The following is a 13,544-nucleotide window of genomic DNA, read 5'->3' as shown; positions in this document are numbered from 1 at the left end:
AACCGCAAGGAGAAACGCCATGGCCAAAGAAGGCTCGGTAGCCCCCAAGGAACGCATCAACATCACCTTCAAGCCCGCCACTGGCGGTGCCCAGCAGGAGATCGAACTGCCGCTGAAGTTGCTGGCGATCGGTGACTACACCCAGCGCAATGACGAGCGCAAGGTCGAAGACCGCAAGCCGATCAGTATCGACAAGATGACCTTCGATGACGTGCTGGCCAAGCAAGCGTTGAACCTGACGCTGAGCGTGCCGAATCGTCTGCAGGAGGACGTCGACAACGAAGAGTTGGCGGTGCAGTTGCGCGTCAATTCGATGAAAGACTTCAACCCCGCCAGCCTGGTCGAGCAAGTGCCGGAGCTGAAGAAACTAATGGAACTGCGCGATGCGCTAGTGGCCCTCAAAGGCCCGCTGGGCAACGCGCCTGCGTTCCGCAAAGCCATCGAAGGCGTGCTTGCCGATGTTCAATCCCGCGGTCGTGTCCTGGGTGAACTGGGCCTGAACGCCAGCCCTGACGCCTGAGTCCCCCAGCCAAGGAAGCCAACACATGAGCACCAGCGCAGCACAGCAAAAAGTCGCCGAAAACGGCGAACTGAGTATCCTCGATAGCATCATTGCCGAGACTCGCCTGACCCGCGACGACGACGCCTACGACATCGCCAAGCGCGGCGTTTCCGCGTTCATCGAAGAATTGCTCAAGCCGCAAAACCACGGCGAGCCGGTGAAGAAGGCCATGGTCGACCGGATGATCGCCGAGATCGATGCCAAGCTCAGCCGGCAGATGGACGAGATCCTGCACCACCCGGATTTCCAGGCGCTGGAGTCGTCGTGGCGTGGCCTGCAACTGCTGGTCGACCGGACCAACTTCCGCGAAAACATCAAGATCGAAATCCTCAACGTCTCCAAGAATGACTTGCTGGACGACTTCGAAGATTCGCCGGAAGTGATGCAGTCGGGCCTGTACAAGCACATCTACACCGCTGAATACGGTCAATTCGGTGGCGAGCCCGTAGGCGCGATCATTGCCAACTACTTCATGTCTCCCAGCTCGCCGGACGTGAAACTGATGCAGTACGTGTCCAGTGTTGCCTGCATGTCCCACGCGCCTTTCATCGCCGCCGCCGGGCCAAAGTTCTTTGGCTTGGAAAGCTTCACCGGCCTGCCGGACCTCAAGGACCTGAAGGATCATTTCGACGGTCCGCAATTTGCCAAATGGCAGAGCTTCCGTGATTCGGAAGATGCCCGCTATGTCGGCCTGACCGTGCCGCGTTTCCTGTTGCGCAACCCTTACGACCCGGAAGAAAACCCAGTCAAGTCGTTCGTCTACAAGGAAACCGTCGCCAACAGCCACGAGCACTACCTGTGGGGCAACACCGCTTACGCGTTCGGCAGCAAGCTGACCGACAGCTTCGCCAAATTCCGCTGGTGCCCGAACATCATCGGTCCGCAGAGCGGTGGCGCGGTGGAAGACCTGCCGTTGCATCACTTCGAAAGCATGGGCGAAATCGAAACCAAGATCCCGACCGAAGTGTTGGTGTCCGACCGTCGCGAATACGAACTGGCCGAGGAAGGTTTCATCTCCCTGACCATGCGCAAAGGCAGCGACAACGCCGCATTCTTCTCTGCCAGTTCGGTGCAGAAGGCCAAGTTCTTCGGAATCAGCGCTGAAGGCAAGACCGCGGAGCTGAATTACAAGCTCGGCACCCAGTTGCCTTACATGATGATCGTCAACCGTCTGGCGCATTACCTGAAAGTGCTGCAGCGCGAGCAGCTCGGTTCGTGGAAAGAACGCACCGATCTCGAACTGGAACTCAACAAGTGGATTCGCCAGTACGTCGCCGACCAGGAAAACCCCAGCGCCGAAGTCCGTGGCCGGCGTCCGCTGCGTGCCGCGCAGATCGTCGTCAGTGACGTTGACGGCGAGCCGGGCTGGTACCGCGTCAGCCTCAACGTGCGTCCGCACTTCAAGTACATGGGGGCCGATTTCACCTTGTCGCTGGTTGGCAAACTGGACAAGGAGTAAGCACATCTCATGACCGGATACGGCAGCCTTTTCGAACGCCTGGGTGGCGACGCCGACAAGCGCGTCGGCTGGAGCCGCGAGATGTCGGCCATGGCGTCAGTGGCTGCCCATCTGGCGAAGATGCTCAGCACCCGGGCGGGCAGCGTGCAGACACTGTCCGACTACGGGCTCCCCGATCTCAATGACATGCGCCTGAGCCTGCACGACTCCCTGAGCCAGGCACGTCTGGCCATCGAGCGCTTCATCGAAGCCTACGAGCCACGCCTGAGCAACGTGCGTGTCATTCCCCTGCCGCGAGACAACGATCAACTGCGCCTGTCCTTCCAGATCGAAGGCTTGCTCGAAGTTGAGGGTTTCAAGCGCCAGGTCAGTTTCGCCGCGCGCCTGGATGGCGGCGGACACGTGACGGTCAGCTAAGGAAAGTGCAATGACATGCTTGAACACGCCAGGAAGGTAACCCGTGTCCTTTAACCACTATTACCAAAGCGAATTGACCGCGCTTCGCCAGTTAGGCCGCCGCTTCGCTGAGCGCAGCCCGGCATTGGCGCCGTTCCTCGGCCAGGCCGGGCGGGATCCGGACGTGGAGCGCCTGCTGGAAGGCTTCGCGTTTTTGACCGGACGCTTGCGGCAGAAGCTCGATGACGAATTGCCGGAGCTCAGCCATTCGCTGATGCAGTTGCTGTGGCCCAACTACATGCGGCCGCTGCCGGCGTTCAGCATTTTGCAGTTCGACCCGTTGAAGCGGTCCGGCCCGGCGCTGTTAGTGGAGCGCGATACGCCGGTGGAGAGCAAGCCGATCGATGACGTGCGGTGCCGCTTCCGCACCTGCTACGCGACCGAGGTCCTGCCGTTGCAGCTGGCCGCACTGAATTATTCGGTCAAGGGTGGCGGATCTCTGTTGAGCCTGCGTCTGGAGATGAGCGCCGACGGCCATCTCGGCGAGCTGAACCTCAGCCACTTGCGTCTGCACCTGGCCGGCGAACGCTACATCAGCCAGATGCTCTACCTGAGCCTGCTGCGCCATCTCGAAGGCGTCGAATTGATCCCGCTGGACAGCACCGACAAACCCGTGAGCGGTGCCAACGGTTTGCCGATGGCGTTCAAAATCCCCGGCAATCCTGTGCAACCCGTGGGTTTTGCCGAAGAAGAAGCATTGATTCCGTATCCGCTGAATACCTTTCGTGGCTATCGCTTTTTGCAGGAATATTTCGCCTTTCAGGACAAATTCCTTTTCGTCGATATCAACGGACTCGATCTGCTCAAGGCCTTGCCTGAGGACACCCTGAAGCTAATTCGTGGCCTGGAAGTGCGCTTCGACATTCGCCAGAGCGGCATCCAGCGTATGCGCCCGACTCTGGACAACGTGAAGCTGTATTGCACGCCCATCGTCAACCTGTTCAAGCATGATGCCTTGCCGATTCGCGTCGACGGTAAACAGGACGAATACTTGCTGTTGCCGGCGGAATACGGCTTGCAGCATTGCGGCGTGTATTGCGTGGAAAACGTTACTGGCTGGAGGCCCGGCGGGCTCGGCTATCAGGCCTACGTGCCGTTCGAATCCTTCGAGCACGACCCGAGTTTCGACGTGCCCGAGAGCCGCCCGCATTACAGCATCCGCCAGCGTTCATCCTTGCTGCACGATGGCCTCGACACCTACCTGAGCTTCGGCCTCCGCCATCCCGACGCCCACGAAACCCTGTCGACCGAGCTGACGTGCACCAACCAGAATCTGCCGCGCAAGCTCAAGCTCGGTGACATCAACCAGGCGTGTGACGACACCCCGGAATTCCTTAGCTTCCGCAACATCACCCCAGCCACCTCCAGTTTCGCGCCGCCGCTGAACCGCGACTTTTTGTGGAAGCTGATCAGCAACATGTCGCTCAACTACCTGTCGCTGGCCGACGTCAACGCCCTCAAGGTGATCCTCGAAACCTACGACCTGCCGCGCTATTACGACCAGCACGCGGAGAAAGTCAGCAAACGCCTGCTCGGCGGCCTCAAGTCGATCAGGCACCAGCACGTAGACCGGCTGCACAGAGGCCTGCCGGTACGCGGATTGCGAACCGAGCTGACCATCGACCCCGAAGGCTATATCGGCGAGGGCGATCTGTTCGTTTTCGCTTCGGTTCTCAACGAGTTTTTTGCGCTTTACGCCAGCCTCAATTCGTATCACGAACTGCGGGTCAAAAGCACACAGGGAGAGGTGTACCAATGGACACCCCGTATGGGCCTGCAGCCCCTGCTTTAAGCAGGCTGGCCCGAGGCATCCGCGAATACTCACTGTTCCAGGCCGTGCTGCTGGTGGTAGACCGCTTGCGCGAGGCGCACCCGGATCTGAGCGAAGACGAGCTGTACGACCAATTGGAGTTCCAGGCCAACCCGAGCCTGGGGTTCCCGGGCAGCGACGTCGAGCGCGTGGAGTTTTTCCAGGAGCACGGGCAATTACGTGCGCGGCTGCGTTTCAACCTGATCAGCCTGGTCGGCTCCGGCTCGCCGCTGCCGGCGTTCTACGGCGAGCAGGCCCTGGGCGACAGCGAGGACGGCAATCCGACGCGCAACTTCCTCGACCTGTTTCACCATCGCCTGCAACGGCTGATGCTGCCGATCTGGCGCAAGTACCGCTATCGCGCGAGTTTCCAGAGCGGTGCGCTGGATGCGTTTTCGGCGCAGTTATTCGCCTTGATCGGCCTCGGCGGCGGCGACATTCGCAAGGCCAGGGAGCTGAACTGGAAACGCCTGCTGCCGTACCTCGGTCTGCTCAGCCTGCGCGCGCACTCGGCGGCGCTGATCGAAGCGGTGCTGCGCTACTACTTCAAACACGCCGAGTTGAACATCGAGCAGTGCATCGAGCGCCGCGTCGAAATTCTCGACGAGCAGCGCAATCGTCTGGGCCAGACCAACAGCCGACTTGGCGAAGACCTGGTGGTGGGCGAGCAGGTCCGTGATCGCAGCGGCAAATTCCGCATCCACATTCGTCAGCTCGACTGGCAGCGTTTCCACGAATTCCTGCCGATCGGGTTCGGTTACCAGCCGTTGTGCGCACTGGTTCGCTTCACCCTGCGCGACCCGCTCGATTACGACATTCGCCTGGTGCTGCGCCAGGAAGAAATCCGCGAACTGCGCATCGGTGAGCAGAACGCCTGCCGCCTCGGATGGACCAGTTGGCTGGGCCGCGAGCATGCAGACGGCGTGGTGACCCTGGGCAGCAAACTCATTAAGGACCTGAGCCATGATTAACCTAGACCTGCAACAACTGATTCAGGCGCTGGACGCCGAGACTCGCCGCGATCTGGAGCGTTCCGCCGAGCGCTGCGTGGCCCGTGGCGGCAGCAAAATCCTCGTCGAAGACTTGCTGCTCGGCTTGCTGGAGCGCCCGCAGGGCTTGCTCGCCCGCGCCCTGCAAGACGCCGAGGTTGATGCCGGCGAGCTGAGTGCCGCGTTGCATTCGCGGGTCGAGCACAATGCCTCGCGCAACCCGGTGTTCGCCCCGGAACTGGTGCAATGGCTGCAAGATGCCCTGCTGGTGGCCAACCTCGAACTGGGTCAGACCCAGGTCGAGCCAGCGGCGCTGATCCTTGCCTTGCTGCGCAATCCGCTGCGCTACGCCGGCAGCCGTTACCAGCCGTTGCTGGCCAGGCTGAACATCGAGCGACTCAAGGAATTTGCGCTTTCACAACAGCAACAACCGGCCAGCGGCAAACCGCTGGCCCAGGGTGAATCGCTGCTTGGGCGTTTCACCCACAACCTCACCCAGCAGGCCCGCGACGGCAAACTCGACCCGGTGCTGTGCCGCGATGGCGCGATCCGCCAGATGATCGACATCCTCGCTCGTCGGCGTAAAAACAACCCGATCGTGGTCGGTGAAGCTGGCGTCGGCAAAACCGCCATCGTCGAAGGTCTGGCCTCGCGAATTGCCGCCGGTGAAGTGCCGCAGGTGCTCCAAGGTGTCGAGCTGCTGTCGCTAGACATGGGCCTGTTGCAGGCCGGTGCCAGTATCAAAGGCGAGTTCGAACGCCGGCTCAAGGGCGTGATCGACGAAGTCAAAGCCTCGCCCAAGTCGATCATCATCTTCATCGACGAGGCGCACACGTTGATCGGCGCCGGCGGCACTGCCGGCGGTTCGGACGCGGCCAACCTGCTGAAACCGGCCCTGGCCCGTGGCGAATTGCGCACCATCGCCGCAACGACCTGGGCGGAGTACAAGAAATATTTCGAAAAAGACCCGGCCCTGGCCCGGCGTTTCCAACCGGTGCAATTGCACGAGCCTACCGTCGAGGAAGCGGTGACCATCCTTCGCGGTCTGGCCCAGGTCTACGAGAAGAGCCACGGCATCTATCTGCGGGACGATGCAGTAGTGGCGGCAGCGCAACTGTCGGCGCGCTACCTCGCCGGTCGACAATTGCCAGACAAAGCGGTGGACGTGCTCGACACCGCCTGCGCTCGCGTGCGCATCAGCCTCGCCGCCGCGCCGCAAAGCCTGGAGCTGTTGCGCGGGGAACTCGCCGAGGGCGGCCGTCAACGCCAGGCCTTGCGCCGCGATGCCGACGCCGGTTTGCCGATTGATCACGAAGCGCTGCAAGTCTTGGAAGATCGCCTCGAAGCCGCTGAAGACGAACGTGCCTCGCTGGAAACCCGTTGGACCGAGCAAAAGGCCTTGGCCGAACGCTTGCTGGAACTGCGCCAGCGACTGGCGGCGGCTCGCGATGCGGCGGGCATTGCTGACGAAACGCAAAGCGTCGAAGCGCTGGAAGCCGCGCTCAATGAAACCCACCGCGCACTGACCCAGGCCCAAGTCAACGAGCGTTTGGTGAGTTTCGAAGTGTGCCCGCGTCTGGTGGCAGAAGTGATCAGCGCCTGGACCGGCGTGCCGTTGACGCAACTGGCCCGTGAGCACAACGCCAAAGTCGCCAGTTTCGCCACCGACCTGCGGGCGCGAATTCGCGGTCAAGAGCATGCGGTTCACGCCCTCGACCGTTCGATGCGCGCTACCGCCGCCGGCCTCAATCGGCCCGATGCACCGGTGGGTGTGTTCCTGCTGGTGGGCCCTAGCGGCGTCGGCAAGACCGAAACCGCGCTGGCGGACTTGCTCTACGGCGGCGACCGTTTCATCACCACCATCAACATGTCCGAATTCCAGGAGAAGCACAGCGTGTCGCGCCTGATTGGCGCGCCGCCGGGCTACGTGGGTTACGGCGAGGGCGGCATGCTCACCGAAGCGGTGCGGCAGAAACCCTACTCGGTGGTGCTGCTCGATGAGGTGGAAAAAGCCGACCCCGACGTGCTCAACCTGTTCTACCAAATCTTCGATAAAGGCATGGCCAACGACGGCGAAGGGCGCGAGATCGACTTTCGCAACACGCTGATCCTGATGACCTCGAACCTGGGCAGCGACTGCATTAGCCACCTCTGTGAAAACGGCGAGCGGCCGGGCATCGAGGTGCTGGAAGAAACCCTGCGCCCGGTGCTCAGCGACCATTTCAAACCGGCGCTGCTGGCGCGCATGCGGGTGGTGCCGTATTACCCGGTGGGCGGCCCGGTGCTGCGCGAGCTGATTGAAATCAAGCTCGCACGTCTGGGCGAACGCCTCAAACGCCGCGAACTGGATTTCAGCTACTGCCCGGCGCTGGTCGATCACTTCGCCGAGCGTTGCACTCAAAGCGATAGCGGCGCGCGGCTGATCGACCACTTGCTCGACTTGCACGTGCTGCCGCTGGTGGCTGATCGCCTGCTCGACGCCATGGCCCGTGGTGAAAGGCTCAAGCGCGTGCATGCGACGCTCGACGCTGAGTCCAGTGTCATCTGCGAGTTCGCCTGAGGTGGGTGTTATGTTGACGCAGGTGCCGCAACCGCTGGTGTATGCCGAGGCCTTGCTGGGGCAATTCACCGGGTTATCACGGGCGGCGGACGGCGCGGCGTTGCTGGGTGAGTTCGTGCGCGGCGTGGCGGCGCTCAGCGGCTGCGAGCTGAGCCAGTTGTACCTGCTGGACGCGACGCACACGCGCCTGGGCATGAACGCCGAATGCCTCAATGGCATCCTGCAACCTCGTGAGGCGACGAGCTTGCCGGCGGACTACAACGGCGAGCAGTTGCTGCAGTTCGCGCTGTGCCAGAACCGCGTGCTGTGCCTGGCTGAACTTAGCGGCAGCCTGCACGAGACCAGCTTTCTGCCAACCCTGGCCACGCCCTGGCAATCGTTGCTTTGCGTGCCGCTGGTCAACCGGCAAAAGGCTGTCGAAGGCTTGCTGCTGTGCGCCAGCCGGCAGCGCGTTGACCTGCACGGCTTCGCTGAATCCCTCGGCCAGCTAGGTTCCTTCGTCCTCGGCCAGTTGCAATTGCTGCAACGGCTGCGGCGGCCGACCGAGGTGACCACCGTGGCACCGCTCAGCGTGCCGAATGCGAGCGGCTACGGCTTGATCGGCAAAAGCGCGGCCATGCGCCAGACCTATTTACTGATCAGCAAAGTGCTGCACAGCGGCTACACCGTGCTACTGCGGGGCGAAACCGGCACCGGAAAGGAAGTGGTGGCGCGGGCGATCCACGAGTGCGGCCCGCGTCGCTCCAAGGCGTTCATCGTGCAGAACTGCGCAGCATTTCCCGAAAGCCTGCTGGAAAGCGAGTTGTTCGGCTACCGCAAAGGCGCGTTCACCGGCGCCGACCGCGATCGCGCCGGGCTGTTCGATGCGGCTAACGGCGGCACATTGCTGCTGGATGAAATAGGCGACATGCCGCTGTCGCTGCAAGCCAAGTTGCTGCGGGTGTTGCAGGAGGGGGAGATTCGACCGCTGGGGTGCAACGACACGCACAAGATCGACGTGCGGATCATTGCGGCGACACACCGGGATTTATCAGTGCTGGTCAGCGAAGGCAAATTCCGCGAAGACCTGTATTACCGGCTCGCGCAGTTTCCGATCGAGTTACCGGCCCTGCGCCAGCGTGACGGCGACATCCTCGACCTGGCCCGGCATTTCGCTGACAAGGCCTGCGCTTACCTCAATCGTGACCCGGTGCAGTGGTCCGACGCCGCGCTGGACCATCTGTGCAGCTACGCCTTCCCTGGCAATGTGCGCGAACTCAAGGCTCTGGTTGAACGGGCGATTCTGCTGTGCGACGGCGACGAATTACAGGTTGAGCATTTCGCCCTGCGTCTGGATGCGCACCCGAAAGAACACAACCTCGACCTGCGTAAGCAACTTGAACAGGTCGAGCGCAATCTGCTGCTCAAATGCCTGCGCAAAAACCGTGGCAACCAGACCCTCGCTGCTCGCGAACTCGGCCTGCCGCGCCGCACCCTGCTGTACCGCCTCGGACGGCTGAACATCAACCTCGGTGATCTGGATGCTTGATGCGCAGTCATGCCCTTTGTGGCACGAGCATTTGTGGCGAGGGAGCAAGCTCCCTCGCCACAAGAGCACCATTTGTTCATATACGGAGACCTTCTGATGCCTGTTCGTCAATGGCCCGCCGTGTTGCTGACCCTCGTCGTCCTGTGCGGCCTGGGCGGTTGCAGCGGCAACTACAAATTCAACGACAACACCTATCGCCCACTGGGTGATCCGCAGGCGGTCAATCGCGGCAAGTGACCGCAAGGAGCATCACGATGGAACTGGTTTTCGACCTGCTGAACTCACAGCAATTCGTGCCCACAGAGCTGTGCCAGAAGACCTTCAAACAGGCCGGCGGGGTGATTGGTCGGGGCGAGGATTGCGATTGGATCATCCCAGACCGTAAGCGTCACTTGTCCAACCACCATGCGCTGATCAGTTTTCGTGACGACGTTTTTTACCTGACCGATACCAGCAGCAACGGCGTACAGACCGGTGGCAGCGGCGCGCGGCTGCGCAAGGGCGAACCGACGCGCATCGAGCACGGCGGCGTTTACCTGCTGGGTGATTTCGAGATTCGAGCGCGGCTGGTGCGTGACCCGGCGATATTCGAAGGCGAGGCCGGCCGTCCGGCGGCGGCGGGCAGCATCATCCCCGATGACGCGTTTCTCGACCTCGATCCGCTGAACGCCCTCGAACAGCAAGAGCGCGTGTATTCGGAAGTCGACGAGTTGCTCGCGCCTGGCACTACCCATGAAGACGCCAGCCAGCGCGCCGACTACGCACGCATCGACATGGAAAGCCTGCGGGTGCCTGAGCTGATTGCCGCGCCGGTCGAAGCGCCCTGTGCGCCGGCCGCCAGCACCGTGGAGCGGCAGAGCGAAACCTTCTGGGATCAGTTTGCCGCCGCCCTCGGCGTGGACCTCGCAGGCCTTGATCACGATGCTCGAGAAACCCTGGCGCTGAACGCCGCGCGCCTGCTCAAGCAAAGCATCGGCGGCCTGCAACAAAGCCTGCGTACCCGCAGCGAACTGAAAAACGAACTGCGCCTGGGGCAAACCATCGTGCAGGGCAGCCAGAACAATCCGCTGAAATTCGCCGTCGATGCCGGTGAAGCCCTGGGGATTTTGCTGCACGCGAACAAACCCGGGCAGTTGCCGGCGGAGCACGCGGTTTCCCGGGCCTTCCGCGATCTGCAAGCGCATCAGGTGGCACTGCTCAGCGCCAGCCGCGCCGCCGTCCGCGGTACCCTGGAACACTTCTCGCCGCAGCAATTGACCCTGCGTTTCGAGCGCGACCACAAACCGCTACTGGCCACCGCAGGCAGCCGCTGGCGCGCCTACTGCCGTTATCACCAAGCCCTGCGCCAAGACGATGACTGGTGCGAACGGCTGTTGGCGCGGGATTTCGCCCAAGCCTACGAAGAACAGATCCGCCTGATTTCCACCCTGCACACCGACGCTCAAGGATGACACGCATGTCTCGCCGCTCGACCCTGTTACTCCACACACTGACTGCGCTGGCCTTGCTGCTGATGGCCGGCTGTTCTTCGCTGTCACCGTACTCGACCGTGACCAAACTCAACCTGACTTTGACCGCCAGCGATCAATTGAATCCGGACCTCAATGGCCGGCCGTCGCCCATCGTGGTGCGCTTGCTGGAACTCAAGCACCCGGTGGCGTTCGAGAATGCCGACTTCTTCAGCCTGTACGAGCACGCCAAGCAATCCCTGACGCCTGATCTGGTGGCCAGCGAAGAGCTGGAGTTGCGCCCCGGCGACACCCTCGATCTGAAGCTCAGCGTCGAGAAGGGCAGCCGCTACGTCGGCGTGCTCGCCGCCTATCGCGATCTGCCGGAAAGCCAGTGGCGCTACACCGTGCAATTGGCCCCGGTAGACATCACTAATGCCAGGCTGACCCTCGACCAGAGCGGCATCCGCAACGCCGACGGCATGCTCGCCAAGGCGGATGACTGACCATGAATGCGCATAAAGTCATTTGGCAGGAAGGCATGCTCCTGCGCCCGCAACACTTCCAGCACAACGATCGTTACTACGATCACCAGATGAAAACCCGAACGCAGATTCTGGGTAGCTACACCTGGGGTTTTCTCGCGTTGGACATCGATGTGCAGTTTCTCAACATGGGCAAGCTGGTGATCAGCACAGCGGCGGGAATTTTGCCGGACGGCAGCCTGTTCGAATTGGCCGGCAGTGCCGAGCCGCTGGCGCTGGACGTGCCGCCGAACACCGGCAACATGCCGATCTACCTGGCACTGCCGCTGGTGACTGGCAACCACATCGAGTCACGCCGCTCGGAGCAGTCCGATGTGCTGGCGCGCTACACCGCGTACGAAGCGCAGGTCACTGACTCCAATGCCGGTGACGACTCCAGCAGCGCGGTCAGTTGCGCGCGCCCGGACTTCCGCCTGTTGCTCGGCGAACAGCAGAGCGATCAGGCGTACGTCAAACTGAAGGTCTGCGAAGTGCTCGACACATCCCCGGACGGGGTGATCAGCCTAGACCCTGACTTCGTGCCGACCTTCATTCAAGCGCATTCCTCCAGCTACCTGCTGTCGTGCCTGAAGGAAGTCATCAGCATGCTCGGTCACCGGGGCGACACCATTGCCGAACGGATTCGCTCCAACGGCAAGGTCGGTGGCGCGGAAGTCGGCGACTTCATGATGCTGCAACTGATCAACCGCACTGAACTGCTGCTGCGTCATTACCTCGGTCTGGAGCAGGTTCACCCGGAAGCGCTGTACCGCACGCTGCTGACCATGCTAGGCGAACTGGCGACCTTCTCCGGCGAGCACAAGCGACCGCGCCTCGACAGCCGTTACCAGCATAGCGACCAAGGCGCGAGTTTCCGCAAGTTGATGGAAGCGATCCGCCAAGTACTGTCGATGGTCCTCGAACAGCACGCCATCGAACTGATCCTGCAAGCGCGTCAGTACGGGATCATCGTATCGCCGCTGCACGACCATAAACTGCTGGGCTCGGCGTCGTTCGTGCTGGCCGCCAGTGCCAACTGCGATGCCGAGGAACTGCGCCACCGTTTGCCAGCGCACCTTAAGGTCGGCCCGGTGGAGCGCATCCGCCAACTGGTCAACCTGCACTTGCCGGGCATCAAGGTCAAACCCTTGCCGGTGGCGCCACGGCAGATCGCGTTCCACTCCAACAAAACCTATTTCATCCTCGAACTCAGTTCCGAAGACCTGGCGCATCTGGAGAGGTCCGGCGGTTTCGCGTTCCACGTGTCCGGCGAATTTGCCGAGCTTGAACTGAAATTCTGGGCCATCAGGAACTGACGGACATGATCAAGGACATGCAACATCCACAGGACGATAAAACTGTTCTGCTCGACCGGTACGGCCACGGCCCGGCGTCGAGCCCACTGACCGACTTCGCCGCGCCGCCGCGTTTCGAGCAGCTCGAAGAACGCATGATTTACGCCGCGCGGCTACGCCCGGCGGAGGCTTTCACGATCGGCCTCAACGCCCTGGTGGCGGCCGCGTCTGACTTGCTCTCGCAGGTGGTGCGGCTCAAGCACAGCGCCAATCGCGAGGATTTGTATGCCCTCAACGAACGGCTGAGCACGGCGCTGAAACTGTTCGAAGTCCGTGCATTGCACAACGGCGTCGAAAGCAGCCAGGTGATGGCCGCACGTTACGTGTTGTGCACTGTGGTCGATGAGGCGGTGGTCACCACCCCGTGGGGCAACGAAAGCGAATGGTCGCAGATGAGTCTGCTCAGCAGCTTCCACAACGAAACCTTCGGCGGCGAGAAGTTTTTCCAGCTGCTCGATCGCTTGTCGAAAAATCCGGTCAAGCACCTACCGATGCTCGAGCTGATGTACCTGTGCCTGTCCCTCGGCTTCGAAGGCAAATATCGAGTGCAGGCCCGCGGCATGCTCGAACTCGAAGGTATCCGCGACGCGTTGTACCGGCAAATTCGCCAATTACGCGGCGACGTGCCTCGCGAGTTCTCGCCGCACTGGGAAGGCCTCAACGACCCGCGCCGCAGCCTGGTGCGCGTCGTGCCAGCGTGGATGGTGCTGCTGTTCACCCTGGTCTGCCTCGTAGTGATGTATTCGGGTTTTGCCTGGGTGTTGGGCGAGCAGCGCGACAGCGTGCTGCAACCCTATCAGCAACTTGGTCCAGCGGCCGTGCAGCCGCAGTCGCCACGGTAAACAGGGACGTG

At 61.9% G+C, this 13,544-nt stretch carries 12 protein-coding genes; all 12 read left to right on the top strand.

Translation table 11 applies throughout. The features are described from left to right. Positions 1 to 19: 19 nt before the first annotated feature. The 12 genes from tssB to icmH all read left to right on the top strand — a co-directional run bounded on the left by tssB (position 20) and on the right by icmH (position 13,533). Positions 20 to 520 carry a type VI secretion system contractile sheath small subunit gene (gene tssB / locus RG836_RS06435; protein WP_310844171.1) on the top strand — a complete coding sequence of 167 codons (501 nt, stop codon included), beginning with the start codon at positions 20 to 22 and terminating at the stop codon, positions 518 to 520. Between the two features lie 25 nt (positions 521 to 545). After that, entirely contained in the window at positions 546 to 2,021 is a 1,476-nt protein-coding gene (gene tssC / locus RG836_RS06430; RefSeq protein ID WP_310844169.1) for a type VI secretion system contractile sheath large subunit, read from the top strand. Positions 2,022 to 2,030: 9 nt separating this feature from the next. Continuing rightward, positions 2,031 to 2,438, top strand: coding sequence for a type VI secretion system baseplate subunit TssE (gene tssE / locus RG836_RS06425; RefSeq protein ID WP_310844167.1), 408 nt, complete (start codon positions 2,031 to 2,033; stop codon positions 2,436 to 2,438). A 43-nt stretch (positions 2,439 to 2,481) separates the two neighbouring features. Then, positions 2,482 to 4,269 carry a type VI secretion system baseplate subunit TssF gene (tssF, locus tag RG836_RS06420; RefSeq protein ID WP_310844166.1) on the top strand — a complete coding sequence of 596 codons (1,788 nt, stop codon included), beginning with the start codon at positions 2,482 to 2,484 and terminating at the stop codon, positions 4,267 to 4,269. Beyond that, a complete protein-coding gene (tssG, locus tag RG836_RS06415; protein WP_310844165.1) occupies positions 4,233 to 5,258 on the top strand; it encodes a type VI secretion system baseplate subunit TssG in 1,026 nt (341 codons plus the stop codon). The genes tssF and tssG overlap by 37 nt, the downstream gene beginning before the upstream one ends. Beyond that, on the top strand, positions 5,251 to 7,836 hold the full coding sequence (tssH, locus tag RG836_RS06410) for a type VI secretion system ATPase TssH (protein ID WP_310844162.1): 2,586 nt from the start codon (positions 5,251 to 5,253) through the stop codon (positions 7,834 to 7,836). Before tssG ends, tssH begins: the two co-directional genes overlap by 8 nt. 10 nt (positions 7,837 to 7,846) lie before the next feature. Then, positions 7,847 to 9,364, top strand: a complete 1,518-nt coding sequence (locus tag RG836_RS06405) for a sigma-54 interaction domain-containing protein (protein WP_310844160.1) — start codon at positions 7,847 to 7,849, stop codon at positions 9,362 to 9,364. 96 nt (positions 9,365 to 9,460) lie between these two features. Then, positions 9,461 to 9,601 (top strand): type VI secretion protein, encoded by a 141-nt coding sequence (locus RG836_RS06400; RefSeq protein ID WP_310844158.1) that lies wholly within the window; start codon positions 9,461 to 9,463, stop codon positions 9,599 to 9,601. A gap of 17 nt (positions 9,602 to 9,618) precedes the next feature. After that, the gene (gene tagH / locus RG836_RS06395; RefSeq protein ID WP_310844156.1) at positions 9,619 to 10,815 is read left to right on the top strand and encodes a type VI secretion system-associated FHA domain protein TagH; all 1,197 of its coding nucleotides are present in this window, start codon (positions 9,619 to 9,621) and stop codon (positions 10,813 to 10,815) included. A 5-nt stretch (positions 10,816 to 10,820) separates the two neighbouring features. Then, on the top strand, positions 10,821 to 11,318 hold the full coding sequence (gene tssJ / locus RG836_RS06390; RefSeq protein ID WP_310844154.1) for a type VI secretion system lipoprotein TssJ: 498 nt from the start codon (positions 10,821 to 10,823) through the stop codon (positions 11,316 to 11,318). 2 nt (positions 11,319 to 11,320) lie between these two features. Further along, positions 11,321 to 12,652 carry a type VI secretion system baseplate subunit TssK gene (gene tssK, locus RG836_RS06385; protein WP_310844153.1) on the top strand — a complete coding sequence of 444 codons (1,332 nt, stop codon included), beginning with the start codon at positions 11,321 to 11,323 and terminating at the stop codon, positions 12,650 to 12,652. Between the two features lie 5 nt (positions 12,653 to 12,657). After that, positions 12,658 to 13,533: a type IVB secretion system protein IcmH/DotU gene (gene icmH / locus RG836_RS06380; RefSeq protein ID WP_310844151.1), complete on the top strand. Its 876-nt coding sequence runs from the start codon at positions 12,658 to 12,660 to the stop codon at positions 13,531 to 13,533. Positions 13,534 to 13,544 lie beyond the last annotated feature (11 nt).

The sequence above is a fragment of the Pseudomonas rhizozeae genome (genome assembly GCF_031583775.1).
In the GTDB taxonomy this organism is placed as follows: domain Bacteria; phylum Pseudomonadota; class Gammaproteobacteria; order Pseudomonadales; family Pseudomonadaceae; genus Aquipseudomonas.
The sequence above is the reverse complement of the archived record's forward strand: the minus strand, read 5'-3'. Positions and strand labels throughout refer to the sequence as shown.

Bases quoted from the DNA above. Each gene is read 5' to 3' on its own strand.
- RG836_RS06400 (WP_310844158.1), top strand. From the start codon at position 9,461: ATGCCTGTTCGTCAATGGCCCGCCGTGTTGCTGACCCTCGTCGTCCTG.
- RG836_RS06405 (WP_310844160.1), top strand. From the start codon at position 7,847: ATGTTGACGCAGGTGCCGCAACCGCTGGTGTATGCCGAGGCCTTGCTG.
- tssB (WP_310844171.1), top strand. From the start codon at position 20: ATGGCCAAAGAAGGCTCGGTAGCCCCCAAGGAACGCATCAACATCACC.
- tssH (WP_310844162.1), top strand. From the start codon at position 5,251: ATGATTAACCTAGACCTGCAACAACTGATTCAGGCGCTGGACGCCGAG.
- tagH (WP_310844156.1), top strand. From the start codon at position 9,619: ATGGAACTGGTTTTCGACCTGCTGAACTCACAGCAATTCGTGCCCACA.
- tssC (WP_310844169.1), top strand. From the start codon at position 546: ATGAGCACCAGCGCAGCACAGCAAAAAGTCGCCGAAAACGGCGAACTG.
- icmH (WP_310844151.1), top strand. From the start codon at position 12,658: ATGATCAAGGACATGCAACATCCACAGGACGATAAAACTGTTCTGCTC.
- tssK (WP_310844153.1), top strand. From the start codon at position 11,321: ATGAATGCGCATAAAGTCATTTGGCAGGAAGGCATGCTCCTGCGCCCG.
- tssG (WP_310844165.1), top strand. From the start codon at position 4,233: ATGGACACCCCGTATGGGCCTGCAGCCCCTGCTTTAAGCAGGCTGGCC.
- tssE (WP_310844167.1), top strand. From the start codon at position 2,031: ATGACCGGATACGGCAGCCTTTTCGAACGCCTGGGTGGCGACGCCGAC.
- tssJ (WP_310844154.1), top strand. From the start codon at position 10,821: ATGTCTCGCCGCTCGACCCTGTTACTCCACACACTGACTGCGCTGGCC.